Origin of the sequence: Curtobacterium sp. MCSS17_011 (assembly GCF_003224275.1) — a bacterium.
GTDB lineage: Bacteria > Actinomycetota > Actinomycetes > Actinomycetales > Microbacteriaceae > Curtobacterium.
Genome location: NZ_QKLE01000001.1, coordinates 41,733 through 57,221, shown reverse-complemented (window position 1 = coordinate 57,221; position 15,489 = coordinate 41,733). Strand labels below are relative to the sequence as shown.

The window sequence follows — 15,489 nt, the reverse complement described above, 5'->3', positions numbered from 1 at the left end:
GATCAGTCGCGCGGCTTCTCGACGAGTTCGGTCGTCTCGACCTCGTCGCCGATCTGGATGTCGTTGAACTTGCCCAGACCGATACCGGCTTCGAAGTCCGTGCGGACCTCGGTGACGTCGTCCTTGAAGCGACGCAGCGACTCGATGGCCAGGCCATCGGCGATCACCACACCCTCGCGGATGACGCGCGCCTTGGCGTTGCGCGTGATCGTGCCGGAGCGGACGATGACACCCGCGATGTTGCCGAACTTCGAGGAACGGAACACCTCGCGGATCTCCGCGACGCCCGACTGGACCTCTTCGTACTCGGGCTTGAGCATGCCCTTGAGGGACTGCTCGATGTCGTCGAGTGCGTTGTAGATGACCGAGTAGAAGCGCACGTCGATGCCTTCGCGCGCCGCACGCTCACGGGCCTTGACGTCCGGACGGACGTTGAAGCCGATGACGATGGCGTTGTCGATCGTGGCGAGGTCGATGTCCGACTCGGTGATCGCACCGACACCGCGGTGCAGGATGCGGAGCTGGACGCTGTCGTCGACCTCGATGTCCAGGAGCGACTGCTCGAGTGCCTCGACGGCACCGGAGACGTCACCCTTGATGATGAGGTTGAGCGACTCGACCTTGCCCTCTTCGAGAGCACGGGTGAAGTCCTCGAGCGAGATGCGCTTGCGCGACTTCGCCAGCAGGGCGTTGCGCTCGGCCGCTTCACGCTTCTCAGCGATCTGACGGGCCGTGCGGTCTTCTTCCGTGACGAGGAAGGTGTCACCGGCGCGGGGCACCGAGGACAGACCCTGCACCTGGACCGGGCGGCTCGGCGTCGCGGCCTTGACCGCGGTGCCGTTCTCGTCCGTCATCGCACGGACACGGCCGTACGCCGTCCCCGCCACGATGGCGTCACCGACGTGGAGCGTGCCGGACTGGATGAGGACCGTGGCGACTGCACCGCGACCCTTGTCGAGCCGGGCTTCGATCGCCACACCACGTGCGTCCTTGTCGGGGTTCGCACGCAGGTCGAGACCGGCGTCCGCGGTGAGCAGCACGGCGTCCAGGAGCTCCTGGATGCCGATGTTCTGCCGCGCCGACACGTCGACGAACATGACGTCGCCGCCGTACTCCTCGGCCACCAGGTTGTACTCGGTGAGCTGCTGGCGGACCTTGGCGGGGTTCGCGCCTTCCTTGTCGATCTTGTTGACCGCGACGACGATCGGCACACCGGCCGACTGCGCGTGGTTCAACGCCTCGATGGTCTGGGGCATGATGCCGTCGTCCGCCGCGACCACGAGGATCGCGATGTCCGTCACCTGGGCACCGCGGGCACGCATGGCCGTGAAGGCTTCGTGACCCGGGGTGTCGATGAAGGTGATCGGGCGGTCGATGCCCTCGTGCTGCGCGACGATCTGGTAGGCACCGATGTGCTGGGTGATGCCACCGGCCTCGCCCTCGACGACCTTCGAGTTGCGGATCGCGTCGAGGAGGCGGGTCTTGCCGTGGTCGACGTGACCCATGACGGTGACCACCGGCGGCCGCTGCTGCAGCACGTCGTCGTCTTCGTCCTCGAGTTCTGCGTCGAGGTCGATGTCGAAGCCCTCGAGGAGCTCCTTGTCCTCGTCCTCGGGCGAGACGATCTGGATCTTGTAGCCCAGCTCGTCACCGAGGACCTCGAACGTGGCCTCGTCCAGCGACTCGGTCGCGGTCGCCATCTCACCGAGGTGGAACAGCACCGTCACGAGGTTGCCGGGCATGGCGTCGATCTTGTCCGCGAAGTCCGAGATGCTCGCACCACGACGGAGTCGGACGACCGTGTTGCCGTCGCCGCGAGGGACCTGCACACCGCCGAGCGACGGTGCCTGACGCATCTCGTACTCGGCGCGCTTCGTCCGCTTCGACTTGCGGGCACGGCTCTTGCCGCCACCGCGACCGAACGCACCGGCGGTACCACCACCGGGGCCACGACCACGGCCACCGCCACCGGCGGGACGCGGGCCGCTGAAGGCCGGACGCGGGAAGCCGCCACCGGCACCGCCGCCGGCACCCGGACGGGCACCGGGGCCGCCACGGCCACCACCCTGGCCTGGGCGCTGCCCGAAGCCGTTGGGACGGTTGCCCTGACCGGGGCCACCCGGACGCGGAGCACCCGGACGGGGCGTGCCCGGACGCGGGGGCTGCGGACGCGGGATGCCACCGCCACCGGCTGCGCCGGCGGCCGGGCGCTGGCCCATGCCCTGGTTGGACGAGTACGGGTTGTTGCCGGGGCGCGGCGGGCGCGAGCCCATGCCCTGGTTCGACGAGTACGGGTTGTTGCCCGGACGTGCGCCGGGCTTGGGGCCGCCCGGCTTCGGACCGGCCGCCGCGGGAGCCTTCGGGCTGGTGCCCGGCTTCACGGCGTCGGACTTCGGAGCAGCGTCGGTCGACCCGCCTGCCTGCTCGGCGGCCTGCTTCTCAGCGGCCTGCTTCTCGGCGCGGGCCTTCTGCGCGGCCTCGGCCTCGGCCTGTCGCTGGGCGACGGACTTCGGTGCGGCCGGCGCGGGCACGTCGGCAGCGGGTGCTGCCGGGGCCTCGGGCTCGGGAGCCGGTGCCGGACGAACCGGACCCGGACGGGGGCCGCCGGGCTTGGGTGCACTCGACTTCGGCGCGCTGGCCTTGGCAGGTGCGCTCGGCGCGGAGGCCGAGGCGGCGGGCTTCGCCGCGGGGGCGCCGTCTGCCTGGAGGGCGGCACGGAGCTTCCGTGCCACGGGGGGCTCGATGCTCGAGCTGGCACCCCGGACGAACTCGCCGAGCTCCTTGAGCTTCTCGAGTGCGGTCTTGCTGTCGACGCCGAGTTCGCTTGCGATCTCGTGTACGCGTGGTTTAGCCACTGTTCTCCTTCACGGGTCCCACCCCGTGAAGGGGCAGGACTCAATGGATGACGGGTCTCATTTCGAGCCGCTCATCAGTTGTCCATAAGCCGTTCAGCCTGTTCTGTCATGTCCGGGCGCTCGGCCGGTTCCTGTGGGAGACCGACGATGTGGTCGAGCACCGCGGACGTGTCGGGATCGCGATCCAACCGGAGCGCACGGCGGAAAGCCCTGCGCTTGACGGCCAGATCGTAGGCATCGACGGTCGGTGTGAGCCACGCTCCCCGGCCCGGCATGACTGCCTTCGGATCCGCCACGACACGGCCATCGCTCAGGGCGACGATTCGGAGGAGGGAGGATCGGGAAGCGCGACGACGACTGCCGATGCACGTTCTGACGGGAACCACTCTACTCCTTGCCTCGGACGTGCGCGATCCGGCGCGCCCTCGCAGGGCGCGCCGGGAGCGAAATCGTCCTAGTCCTCGCCGTCCAGGATGGAGTCCGGCTGGATGTCGATGCGGGCACCGGTGAGCTTCGCGGCGAGGCGGGCGTTCTGCCCTTCCTTACCGATCGCGAGCGACAGCTGGTAGTCCGGCACGAGCGCGCGGACGGCCTTCGTCGAGGCGTCGAGCACGAACGCACTCGTCACCTTGGCCGGCGACAGCGCGCTCGCGACGAACGACGCCAGGTCGGACGAGTAGTCGACGATGTCGATCTTCTCGGCACCGAGCTCGTTCGTGACCGCACGGACACGTGCGCCCAGCTCGCCGATGCAGGCACCCTTCGCGTTCACGCCGGGCTCGTTCGCCTTGACGGCGATCTTCGTGCGGTGGCCGGCCTCGCGGGCGAGCGAGGTGATCTCGACGACACCGGACGCGATCTCCGGGACCTCGAGCGCGAAGAGCTTCCGGACCAGGCCCGGGTGGGTGCGCGACACGGTGATCTGCGGGCCCTTGTTGCCGCGGGCGACGCTCGTCACGTAGACGCGGATGCGGGAACCGTGCGTGTAGGACTCCCCCGGCACCTGCTCTTCGGGCGGCAGGATCGCCTCGATCGTGCCGAGGTCGACGTGCACCATCTTCGGGTTCGGGCCCTGCTGGACCACACCCGCGACGATGTCGCCTTCCTTGCCACGGAACTCGCCGAGGATCTTGTCGTCGCCGATGTCACGCAGGCGCTGGTTGATGACCTGCTTCGCCGCGAAGGCCGCGATGCGTCCGAAGTCGCTCGGCTGGTCGACGGCTTCGCCGATGACCGTGCCCTCGTCGTCGAGCTCGGGGACGTAGACGCTGACCTCGCCGGACTTGCGGTCGAGCTCCACACGCGACTGCGCGTGGGCCGGCTCGCCGTTCTCGTCGGCGTGCTTCTGGTAGGCGGTCAGGATGGCAGATTCGATGATCTGGACGAGCTCGTCGAACGGGATCTCCCGCTCGCGCTCCATGAGTCGCAGGACTGCGAGATCGATCTTCACCGAGGTGCCTCCGTATTCAGATGAGTCGCTCCTGCGGGGTGGAACTGCGCAGAAGTCGGCCACAAGCCTACCCCAGAACCAGGAGACGGACAGGAGGCCCGTGGCGGCGTCGCCACGGGCCTGCTGTCCGTCAGGGGTCGCGTCTAGATCGCGCGGACCGCGTCGAGCAGGTCGGCCACCGGCACGTCGCGGCGGTCGCCGGTCGCACGGTCCCACAGCTCGACGACGCCGTCGGCGGCGCCGCGGCCGGCGACGACGACGATCGGCATGCCGAGCAGTTCGGCGTCGCGGAGCTTCACGCCGGGCGAGACCTTCGGGCGGTCGTCGTACAGCACGTCGAACCGCTCGCCCTCGAGCTCGGCGACGACGGAGGCCGCCAGGTCGTAGGCGACCTGGTCACGGCCGGTGGCGACGATGTGCACGTCGAACGGTGCGACGTTCTTCGGCCAGACCAGGCCCTTCTCGTCGTTGTGCGACTCGGCCAGGATCGCGAGGATGCGGGTCACGCCGATGCCGTACGAGCCCATCGTGACCGTCGCGAGCTTGCCGTTCTCGTCCTGCACCTTGAGACCGAGCGCCTCGGCGTACTTGCGACCGAGCTGGAAGACGTGCCCGATCTCCATGCCGCGCGCGGTCTCGAGCGGACCGGAACCGTCCGGGGACGGGTCACCGGCGCGGACGTCGGAGACCTCCACGACACCGTCGGCCACGAAGTCACGGCCGGCGACGAGGCCGGAGACGTGCACGCCGCGCTCGTTGGCGCCGGTGATCCAGCTCGTGCCGTCGACCACACGGGGGTCGACGAAGTAGCGGATGCCGGTGGCGCTGTCGGCGCCGAGGACCTGCGGGCCGATGTAGCCCTTCACCAGGCCCCGGTGCTTCTTGAAGTCGTCGTCGCCGGCGGCCTCGACCTCGGCCGGGGCGAACGACACCTCGGCGCGCTTCAGGTCGACGTCGCGGTCACCGGGCAGGCCGACGACCACGACCTCGCGCGTGCCGTCGAGGTGGGTGAGCGCCAGGACCACGTTCTTCAGCGTGTCGGCCGCGGTCCACGGGGCACCCTCGCGCGGCGCGACCTGGTTCGCGTGGGCGACCAGCGTGTCGATCGTCGGGGTGTCCGACGCCGGCAGCAGCACGGGCTCGGGCTGGCCCTCGATCGGCAGCGACTCCGGGACGGGGGTGACGTACGCCTCGACGTTGGCCGCGTAGCCGCCGGCGCTGCGGACGAAGGTGTCCTCGCCGACGCCGATCGGGTGCAGGAACTCCTCGGACTTGGAGCCGCCCATGGCACCGGCGTCGGCCTTGACGATCACGTAGTCGAGGCCGAGGCGGGCGAAGATCTTCTCGTACGCGTCGCGCATGACCTGGTAGCTGCGCTCGAGGCCCTCGTCGGTGAGGTCGAACGAGTACGCGTCCTTCATGGTGAACTCGCGGCCGCGCAGGAGTCCGGCGCGGGGCCGGGCCTCGTCGCGGTACTTGTCCTGGATCTGGAACAGCGTCACCGGCAGGTCCTTGTACGACGAGTACAGGTCCTTCACCAGGAGCGCGAACATCTCCTCGTGCGTGGGCGCGAGCAGGTAGTCGGAACCCTTGCGGTCCTGCAGGCGGAACATGCCGTCGCCGTACTCGGTCCAGCGGTTCGTCGCCTCGTACGGCTCACGCGGCAGGAGTGCCGGCAGCAGGACCTCCTGCGCACCGGCCGCGACCATCTCGTCGCGGATGATCGCCTCGATCTTGGCGCGCACCCGGAGTCCGAGCGGCAGCCAGGCGAAGATCCCCGGGGACTGGCGACGGACGTACCCGGCGCGGACGAGCAGCTTGTGGCTCGTCACCTCGGCGTCGGAGGGGTCGTCGCGGAGCGTACGGAGGAACAGATGCGAAAGCCGTGTGACCACGGGGCAAGCCTAGTGGCGGGGCAGCGAGCACGCGCCCCCGGCGCCAGAGCGCCCACGACGACGGACAGGAGGCCCGGCGCCAGCTGGCACCGGGCCTCCGGTCCGGAGGGTGGTCGCGCTCACGGCGCCATGATCACCTGGGGCGTGCCCGTGGCGGCGGCCGGACCCATCTCGTCCGCGATGCGGTTGGCCTCGTTGATGAGGGTCTGGACGATCTCGGCCTCGGGCACGGTCTTGACGACCTGGCCCTTGACGAAGATCTGCCCCTTGCCGTTGCCCGAGGCGACGCCCAGGTCGGCCTCGCGTGCCTCGCCCGGACCGTTCACGACGCAGCCCATGACGGCGACTCGGAGCGGGACGGTCATGCCCTCGAGCCCCTTGGTGACGTCGTTCGCGAGCTGGTAGACATCGACCTGCGCGCGACCGCAGCTCGGGCAGGAGACGATCTCGAGCTTGCGCTCACGCAGGTTCAGCGACTGCAGGATCTGCAGGCCGACCTTGACCTCTTGCGCGGGCGGGGCGGAGAGCGACACGCGGATGGTGTCGCCGATGCCCTCGGCCAGCAGGATGCCGAACGCGGTGGCGCTCTTGATGGTGCCCTGGAACTCCGGCCCGGCCTCGGTCACGCCGAGGTGCAGCGGCCAGTCGCCGGCCGCAGCGAGCTGGCGGTAGGCCTTCACCATGACGATCGGGTCGTTGTGCTTGACCGAGATCTTGAAGTCGTGGAAGTCGTGCTCCTCGAACAGGGAGGCTTCCCACACGGCGGACTCGACGAGCGCCTCGGGGGTGGCCTTCCCGTACTTCTGCAGCAGGCTCGGCTCGAGCGACCCGGCGTTGACGCCGATGCGGAGCGAGACGCCGGCGTCCTTGGCGGCCTTGGCGATCGCACCGACCTGGTCGTCGAACTTGCGGATGTTGCCCGGGTTGACGCGGACGGCGGCACAGCCGGCGTCGATCGCCTGGAAGACGTACTTCGGCTGGAAGTGGATGTCGGCGATCACGGGGATCTGCGACTTCTTCGCGATGATCGCCAGCGCGTCGGCGTCGTCCTGCGTGGGCACGGCGACCCGGACGATGTCGCAGCCCGAGGCCGTGAGCTCGGCGATCTGCTGCAGCGTCGCGTTGATGTTCGTCGTCTGCGTCGTGGTCATCGACTGCACGGACACCGGGGCGTCGCCGCCCACGAGCACCTTGCCGACCCGGATCTGCCGCGACTTGCGACGCGGAGCGAGGGTTTCGGGGGACTTGGGCATACCGAGGTTGACTGCGGGCACGTGAGCACTCTACGCGCTCGGTCTGACCGTGCCGGGTCCGGTCCCCGTGGGTCCGTTCAGAGGTCCCCGACCGAGTCCACGACCGTGATGATCGGGGCGTAGAGCCGCATCACCGCGAGCGCGCGGTCGTGGTCCTCGTCGGTCCCACCGGCGCAGGCGTCGGCCACGACCGTCACCGTCGCACCGGCGTCGGCCGCCGCCAGCGCGGTCGACAGCACGCAGCAGTCGGTCGAGACCCCCGCCAGGACCAGGTGCGGGTGGTCGCCGACGACGGCCTGGAGGCTCGTCCCCCACTTGCCGAAGGTCGGCTCCGTCACGACGGGGTCGTTCCGGTCCGCGGCGGCCGACGCGAACGGCTCGGTGAGCGCGTACAGCGGGTCGGCGTCCGGGACCAGTGCGAAGGGCCAGTCGCGGTAGTACGGCACCCACGCGCCCTCGGGCTGCGCCGGTGCCACGAAGCGGGTGAACACCGTGCGGCCCGTGAACCGCGGCAGGAGCCGCTCGACGCCGGCGCCGGCGTGGTCGTACCGCGGTGCGGCCCACGGGTTCTCGCCGGTGAAGACCTGCTGCATGTCGATGACGACGAGCCAGGCGTCGTCGGGGATCGCAGCGCTCATCGCAGGTCGCCCGGGTTACCGAGTGCTTCCTGACGGCGGATCGACCCGCGCGCGAACAGCAGCGTGCCGAGGAACCCGACGACCAGGGCGACGAGGACGCCGAGGTTCGCGTACGCCCAGGGCCCCTCGCGGCCGCCGAGGCCGAACGGGCCGAGCAGGTAGCCCTGCCAGTTGAGCCAGGCGGGGACGCCGTAGGTGTTCGTCACGAGGCCCCACCCGAGCACGGTACCGAGCACGACGAGCGCGATCGGAAGCCATCGGACATCGCCGTAGCGCCCGCGGCGGTCGTCCAGCTCGGCCTCGGCGTAGGCGCGTCGACGGAGCAGCACGTCGGCGACGAAGATCCCGGCCCACGCGGCGATCGGGACGCCGAGGGTCACGAGGAAGGCCTGGAACGGCGAGATGAAGTCCTGCGCGAAGAAGGCGACGTAGACGGCACCGGCGACCATGATCACGCCGTCGACGCCCGCGGCCGCCGGACGCGAGATCTTCACGCCAACGCTCAGCAGTGCGAGGCCCGACGAGTAGATGTCGAGGACGGCTCCCCCGACGAGCCCGAGGATCGCCACGATCGCGAACGGGATGAGGAACCAGACGGGGAGCACCGTCGTGAGCGCGCCGATCGGGTCGGCTCCGATCGCGTCGTTCAGGTCCGGCGACGACCCCGCCAGCATCACGCCGATCACCACGAGGACTGCCGGTGCGAGGGCACCGCCGAACGTCGTCCAGCCGACGACACCGCCCGTCGAGGCGTTCCGTGGCAGGTACCGCGAGTAGTCAGCGGCGGCGTTCACCCAGCCGAGTCCGAACCCGGTCATCACGAGGACGAGCGCCCCGATGACGTTCTGCCCGCTGCCAGACGGGAGGGCACCGAGCGCTGCGAAGTCGATCGTCGGCGCGGCGAGCACGATGTAGACGACGGTCAACACGGCGGTGACGACGGTGATCACGGTCTGCAGGCGCATGATGACGTCGAACCCGGCGATGCCGGCTCCGACGATCAGTGCGGCGACCACGACGAGCGCGACGATCTTCGTCAGCACCCCGCCGTCCCAGCCGAGCTCGGTGAACACCGTCGAGGTCGCCAGGACGGCCAGCGCGGCGAGCGAGGTCTCCCACCCGACGGTGAGGACCCAGCTGAGGAACGACGGCACCCGGTTGCCGCGGACCCCGAAGGCCGCGCGGCTCAGCACCATCGTCGGCGCGGACCCGCGTTTGCCGGCGATCGCGACGACGCCGCACAGCAGGAACGAGAACACCACCCCGATGACCGAGACGATCGTCGCCTGGGCCAGCGAGATGCCGAAGCCGAGGACGAAGGAGCCGTAGCTCAGGCCGAGGACGGAGATGTTGGCGGCGAACCACGGCCAGAACAGCCCGCGCGGGGTGCCCTTCCGGTCGGACTCGGCGATGACGTCGAGACCCTGGCGTTCGACGGCGCGAACCTCGGGCGGGTTCGTGGCGGCTGTGCTCATGCGCTGAGCGTAGTGGCTCGTCGGCCCTACCCGAAGAGGTTCACCGGACGAACTATGTCGGCGTAGATGAGCAGGGCACTCATGCCCGCCAGGAGCACCACGACGACCATGGTCAGGGGCATCGTCTTCGCCAGGTCGATGGGCCCCGGGTCCGCCTTGCCGACGAGCTTGAAGGAGCGCCGTTTGATCGCCTCCCAGAGCGCACCGGCGATGTGCCCACCGTCGAGCGGCAGCAGCGGCACCATGTTCAGCACGAACAGGCCGATGTTCAGCGAGGCCAGCAGCCCGAGGATCGTGTACGCCTTGTCGACGACCGGGACGCCGCTCATCGACGAGACCTCGCCGATCGCGCGACCGACGCCGACCACCGACACGGGACTGTCCTGCGACCGCTCCTGGGCACCGAACGCGGCGTTCCACACCGCGACCAGGCGCTGCGGCAGGTCGATGATCAGGTGCGCCGACGCCGCGATCTGGGCGCCGGTCGCGGGCAGGACCTCGGCCGGGGACTGCCGCACCAGGGACTGCCCGATGCTGACACCGACCACGCCGACGCGCTGGGTCTTCGTGGTGCCGTCGTCGTTCTGCACGACCTTGCCCTCGGCGTCGTAGACGTCACGGGTGGCGGTGGTCGGGGTGATCTCGAGGGTCTTGCGGGCGCCGTCACGCTGGACCACCACGGTGACCTGCTCACCGGCCGATTCCTGGAAGACCTGCGAGACCCGGGTGATCGTGGGGTCCTGCTCGCCGTTGACCGACAGCACGACGTCGCCGGACTCGATTCCCGCCTGCTTCGCCGGGGACACCGCGTCGCCGGGCGAGCACTCGGTCGTCTGGCTGTTCGGCAGTACGCACCGGACGCTCGACGTGAAGGTCGTGGTCGGCGCCCCGAACCCGCACAGCAGCACGCCGAACAACACGATGCCGATCACCAGGTTCATCGCCGGGCCCGCGACCATCACGATGATCCGCTTCCACGGCGTCAGGCGGTAGAACGCCCGGGAGTCGTCGCCACCGGAGTCGGCGATCTGCTCGGCACTGGCCTGACGGGCGTCCTGCACGAACGCGCTGTACATGCCCGTGTTCGTGATCGCGCGGCCAGAAGAGCGCGGCTTCAGCATGCCGACCATCGAGATGTAGCCACCCAGCAGGATCGGACGGATCCCGTACTCGGTCTCACCCCGCTTGAACGACCACATCGCCTTGCCGAAGCCCAGCGAGTACTGCGTCACCTTCACGTTGAAGAGCTTCGCGAAGGACAGGTGCCCCAGCTCGTGGAGTCCGATCGAGACCAGCAGGCCGATGATGAAGACGACCACGCCGAGGACGAAGAGCAGGACGGATTCGACGGTCACCGGGAAAGAGTACGGGACTGATTCCATGACGGGGCCGAGCGCCGTCTGAGAGGCGAGCCGGGCCTCCCGACCGTCGCCGTCCGCGGTCTGCCGCCTCCGCGTCGGACGGGAGGCGCGACTCGCGTCAGCGGGTCAGCGCTCGGTCCGCAGCGGCGCGGGCCCACTGCTCCGCCGCGAGCACGCCGTCGAGTGACGGCTCCCCCGCGGTGTGCTCCTCGACGATGCGCTCGACCGTGTCGACGACGTCGAGGAATGCGATCGCGCCGGCGTGGAACGCGGCGACGGCCTGCTCGTTGGCGGCGTTGAACACGGCCGGGAACGTCCCGCCGAGTTCGCCGACGCGTTTCGCGAGGGCGACCGCACCGAAGGCGTCCTGGTCGAGGGGCTCGAACGTCCACGTGCTCGCGGTCGTCCAGTCGAGTGGGACACCGACACCGGGTACCCGGTCGGGCCAGGCCAGGCCGAGCGCGATCGGCAGGCGCATGTCCGGCGGCGATGCCTGGGCGATCGTGGAACCGTCGACGAACTCCACCATCGAGTGCACGATCGACTGCGCGTGCACGGTGACGTCGATGCGGTCGTACGGCACGTCGAAGAGCAGGTGTGCCTCGATGACCTCGAGGCCCTTGTTGACCAGGGTCGCGGAGTTCGTCGTGACGACGAGTCCCATGTCCCAGGTGGGGTGGGCCAGTGCCTGGGCGGGGGTGACGTCGCGGAGCTGCTCGCGGGTGCGACCACGGAACGGGCCGCCGCTCGCGGTGAGGACGAGTCGCTGCACCTCGGTGCCGGCGCCGGAGCGCAGGGCCTGCGCGATCGCGGAGTGCTCGCTGTCGACCGGCACGATCTGCCCGGGTGCCGCGGCCTGCTGCACGAGGGAGCCACCGACGATCAGGCTCTCCTTGTTCGCGAGGGCGAGGGTCGCGCCGCTCTCGAGTGCCGCGAGCGTCGGACCGAGGCCGACCGAGCCGGTGATGCCGTTCAGGACGACGTCGGCCTGGACGCTCCGGACGAGCTGCTCCGAGTCGGCCGCGCCGAACGCCGTGTCGCGGACGCCGAACCGGGCGGCCTGCTCGGCGACGAGGTCGCGGTTGCTGCCGGCGGTGAGCCCGACGACCTCGAACCGGTCGGGGTTGCGGGCGACCACGTCGAGCGCCTGGGTGCCGATCGAGCCGGTGCTGCCGAGGACGACGATCCGGCGCCTGCGGCCCACGTCGGTGTCGCGGTCCGGACCGGTGCTGCCGAGGAGGTCGCCGCCGCGGTCCGTCACGGTCAGCCCTTGGCGAGGATGTCGACCACGAAGACGAGCGTGGCGTTCTTCGGGATGCCCGAGCCCTCTTGTGGGTTGGCGCCGTAGGCATCCTCCGGCGTGGCGACGATCAGGACCTGTGAGCCGACCTTCTGCCCGACGAGCCCGGTGACGAAGCCCTTGATGAGTGCGCTCTCCGAGACGGTGAAGGTCGTCGGGACGCCCTTCGACCACGAGGAGTCGAACTCCTTGCCGGTGTCGTAGACGACGCCCTTGTACTGCACGAGGGCGGTGTCGCCGTCGGCGATCTCGGTGCCGTCGCCCTGCTTGAGCACCTCGACCGTGGTCTTCATGGGCGCCTTCACGCCGTCGGGGACCGTGATCTCCGGCTCGCCCGAGGCCTTGTCCTTGACCGTGGGCAGGCCCGGGTCCTGGTCCTGCGGGGTGCCGGTCGCCTTGGTCGGGGTCTGCGCGACGACGTCGGCGACCACGACGATCTCACCGCCGGTGTTGAAGCCGAGTGCCGAGGACTGTCCGACCGCGGCGACCCGGTCGCCCACCTTCGAGCAGGCGAGGAGCGCGCCGAAGCCCGACCCACCGACGGACAACACCTGCGGGTTCCCCTCGTCGAAGCCGACGGTGCCGAGCTTCTTGGCGTCCGATGCCTCGTACACGCTGTAGGACACCTGCGCGTAGTCGCCCTCGTCGAGCGCCGCGCCCTTGCCCTTCACGAGACGGGTTGCCTGCGGCGTCTTCGCGGACAGGCCGGACGCGAACTTCACGGTCGGGGCCTTCGGTCCACCGAACGACCCGGTCGCCTTGACGGCGTCGGACGACTTGCCCGGGTCGGGGCAGGAGGTGATCGCCGAGGCCGTGGCACTGGCCGACGGGGTCGGCGAGGGCGAGGACCCGTTCGAACCGGAGCCGGAGCAGGCGGCGAGTCCCAGCACGACGGCGGGGACGATGGCGATCGGGAGCAGGCGGAGACGCTTCACGAGGACCTAGTCTGCCCCACCTGTCGAAGAGTCCCCTGCCAATGGCGCAGGTCGGACGACCAGCTGCGGCTCGTGGTGCACCGGGAACGACACGGATCGCGCGATGAAGCAGAGCTCGTTGGCGGTGACGTGTGCGGCTTCGGCGTCCGCGACCCGGTCGGCCTCGAGGATCGTCACGACCGGGTGCAGGGTCGCCTCGGTCAGTTCCCCCGAACCGTCGTGGTTCAGGCGGAGCGACGCGGTCGCGGTGTCCTGGTAGTCCACGACGGTGAAGCCCTTCGACACCGCGACGTGCAGGTAGCTGAGCATGTGGCACTGGGCCAGCGCCGCCACCACCATCTCCTCGGGGTTCCAGCGGTCTCGGTCCCCGCGGAACGTCGGGTCGGCAGAGCCGGGGACGTCGGGCTTGCCGGTCGCCGAGACGACGTGCTCGCGGCCGTAGTCGCGGTACCCGGAGGTGCCGGTCCCGCGGTCACCGGTCCAGCTGACGGAGACCTCGTAGGAGTGGTCGTGCACGGGTGCGCCCCTTCGCCTTGGCTAGCATGGCGGCATGACGGTGAGCCCCGAAGTCCGCAGTGATCGCCATCCTCTCACCGCCGACGGTTCCGTCGAGCTGGCGGTGCTCGAACGCTCTGGGTTCGACGAGAGCCGACACGTCGGTGCCGGCGTCGTCGTCGACGCGAGCGGCGCGGTGATCGACTCCGTGGGCGACGTCACCGCGAGCATCTACCCGCGCTCCACCATGAAGCCCTTCCAGGCCCTGGCGGTCCGACGAGCCGGTGCACTGTTCTCGGACGAGGAGCTCGTCCTCACCACCGCGAGCCACGCCGGCACCGCGGCGCACCAGGCGCTCGCCCTGCACATGCTCGAGTCCTTCGACCACGTCGAGTCCGACCTCGGCTGCCCGCCCGACATGCCCTTCGACCGCGGGACCGCCCGGACGATGGACGGCCCCCGCCGACTGGCGATGAACTGCTCCGGCAAGCACGCCGGCATGCTCGCGGCCTGCCGGGTGAACGGGTGGGACGAAGGCACGTACCTCGACATCGAGCACCCGCTGCAGCAGCGGGTGCGTTCCGTGGTCGAGGAGTACACGCACGAGACCGTCGACCTGGTCGGCACCGACGGCTGCGGTGCTCCCGTGTTCCCGCTCACCCTGACGGGGCTGGCACGCGGGTTCGCCGGTGTCGTGGCACGGGCAGACGACGACTCGGCCGCACTGACCGACGCGGTCCTCGCGCACCCGTGGGCGATCGACGGCGTCGGACGTGCGAACACGGTGACCATCGAGCAGCTGCAGGTGCTGGCGAAGCTCGGCGCCGAGGGCGTCATGGTCATGGGGTTGCCCGGAGGCGCCGCCGTGGCCGTGAAGGTGCTCGACGGCTCGCAGCGGGCCGGCACCCTGGCGGCCCTGGCGCTGCTGGAGCGGAACGGGCTCGTCGCGTCGGACGGGGTGGCCGAGGTGCTCGAGGCAACCGGTGAGCGGGTGCTCGGCGGTGGCGTGCCCGTCGGAGCGGTGCGGGTCGGGTCCGGCCTGCGCTGATCCGGCGTCGGCCCGGATGCTCACTCGGTGCTGGCGGGTTCGGGTGCGAGCAGCGGGAGCGCCGGTGACACGCGGACGGCACGGTGGTCGTCGGGTCGACGGACGGAACAGCCGTACCGCGAGACCTCGACGGTGACGTCCCAGTGCCGGGGCGCTGATCCGAGTCCGGCCACGAGCACCACGGAGCCCTGCGGTCGGCCGTCCGTCGCGAGCCGGACCGCGACGGCGGTGCCCGGCGGGAGCGTGCTCGGTGTCTGATCGTCGCTGACGAGTCCCGCTGCGCAGAGGAGTCCGGGCGCGACTGCCCAGCGCAGATCTCCGTGGTCCTGGGCCGTCGCGGCTCGGAGTTGCTCGGCCAGCCCGCGGAACACCGCGAGGGCGAGGGCTCCGGCACCGGCGACCACGACGTGCGACGCGGCATCGACCCGGAGCACGCGGCCGCCAGGACCGTGCCCGAGGACGAGAACCGACGTCTCGCCGCCGCCATCGGCGACCGAGCCCGTCGGCTGCTCCGGCACGCCGAGTGGATCGGGCGCCCAGGGCTGGTCCGGACCGCGCGGAGCAACGACCGCGACCGGACGGGTTCCGGGATGCGGCAACGCCGAACGGTGCAGCACCACGTCGACCAGGGCGCAGCACGCGCCCGCGCCGAGCAGGACGACCTGCCCGGCGCCGCTGACCGGCGCGAGGACCCCGGCCACGACGAGCGCGACCGCGGCCCCCACGATCAGACAGCGGGCGGAGAACCGGGACATGCTCCCATCGCACCAGGCACAGCGGACCC

General features: G+C 70.4%; 13 protein-coding genes. 1 reads left to right on the top strand and 12 read right to left on the bottom strand.

The annotated features are described in order from the left end of the window. Nucleotides 1-2: 2 nt before the first annotated feature. The 11 genes from infB to DEJ17_RS00185 form a co-directional block, all read right to left on the bottom strand. A complete protein-coding gene (infB, locus tag DEJ17_RS00235; protein ID WP_110891554.1) occupies nt 3-2,855 on the bottom strand; it encodes a translation initiation factor IF-2 in 2,853 nt (950 codons plus the stop codon). Between the two features lie 74 nt (nt 2,856-2,929). Further along, entirely contained in the window at nt 2,930-3,241 is a 312-nt protein-coding gene (locus DEJ17_RS00230; protein WP_110891553.1) for a YlxR family protein, read from the bottom strand. 68 nt (nt 3,242-3,309) lie between these two features. Then, nucleotides 3,310-4,305 (bottom strand): transcription termination factor NusA, encoded by a 996-nt coding sequence (gene nusA, locus DEJ17_RS00225; protein WP_110891552.1) that lies wholly within the window; start codon nt 4,303-4,305, stop codon nt 3,310-3,312. 143 nt (nt 4,306-4,448) lie between these two features. Further along, nucleotides 4,449-6,200 (bottom strand): proline--tRNA ligase, encoded by a 1,752-nt coding sequence (locus DEJ17_RS00220; RefSeq protein WP_110891551.1) that lies wholly within the window; start codon nt 6,198-6,200, stop codon nt 4,449-4,451. A gap of 119 nt (nt 6,201-6,319) precedes the next feature. Continuing rightward, nucleotides 6,320-7,474 (bottom strand): flavodoxin-dependent (E)-4-hydroxy-3-methylbut-2-enyl-diphosphate synthase, encoded by a 1,155-nt coding sequence (gene ispG, locus DEJ17_RS00215; protein ID WP_171907786.1) that lies wholly within the window; start codon nt 7,472-7,474, stop codon nt 6,320-6,322. A 56-nt stretch (nt 7,475-7,530) separates the two neighbouring features. Further along, complete coding sequence (locus tag DEJ17_RS00210; RefSeq protein ID WP_110891550.1) at nt 7,531-8,091, bottom strand: cysteine hydrolase family protein; 561 nt, start codon at nt 8,089-8,091, stop codon at nt 7,531-7,533. Then, nucleotides 8,088-9,566, bottom strand: a complete 1,479-nt coding sequence (locus DEJ17_RS00205) for a cytosine permease (protein ID WP_110891549.1) — start codon at nt 9,564-9,566, stop codon at nt 8,088-8,090. Before DEJ17_RS00205 ends, DEJ17_RS00210 begins: the two co-directional genes overlap by 4 nt. Before the next feature lie 26 nt (nt 9,567-9,592). Beyond that, entirely contained in the window at nt 9,593-10,921 is a 1,329-nt protein-coding gene (locus tag DEJ17_RS00200) for an RIP metalloprotease (RefSeq protein WP_181420964.1), read from the bottom strand. Between the two features lie 124 nt (nt 10,922-11,045). Continuing rightward, a complete protein-coding gene (dxr, locus tag DEJ17_RS00195) occupies nt 11,046-12,131 on the bottom strand; it encodes a 1-deoxy-D-xylulose-5-phosphate reductoisomerase (RefSeq protein ID WP_110891725.1) in 1,086 nt (361 codons plus the stop codon). A 59-nt stretch (nt 12,132-12,190) separates the two neighbouring features. Further along, nucleotides 12,191-13,162 carry an FKBP-type peptidyl-prolyl cis-trans isomerase gene (locus tag DEJ17_RS00190; RefSeq protein ID WP_110891547.1) on the bottom strand — a complete coding sequence of 324 codons (972 nt, stop codon included), beginning with the start codon at nt 13,160-13,162 and terminating at the stop codon, nt 12,191-12,193. 6 nt (nt 13,163-13,168) lie between these two features. Then, nucleotides 13,169-13,678: an OsmC family protein gene (locus DEJ17_RS00185; protein WP_110891546.1), complete on the bottom strand. Its 510-nt coding sequence runs from the start codon at nt 13,676-13,678 to the stop codon at nt 13,169-13,171. Nucleotides 13,679-13,712: 34 nt separating this feature from the next. Here DEJ17_RS00185 and DEJ17_RS00180 point away from each other — a divergent pair, with 34 nt between their 5' ends. Further along, a complete protein-coding gene (locus DEJ17_RS00180; RefSeq protein ID WP_110891545.1) occupies nt 13,713-14,705 on the top strand; it encodes an asparaginase in 993 nt (330 codons plus the stop codon). Between the two features lie 20 nt (nt 14,706-14,725). Here the strand turns inward: DEJ17_RS00180 and DEJ17_RS00175 are convergent, their stop codons facing one another. Beyond that, the gene (locus tag DEJ17_RS00175; protein ID WP_110891544.1) at nt 14,726-15,460 is read right to left on the bottom strand and encodes a hypothetical protein; all 735 of its coding nucleotides are present in this window, start codon (nt 15,458-15,460) and stop codon (nt 14,726-14,728) included. Nucleotides 15,461-15,489: the final 29 nt, after the last annotated feature.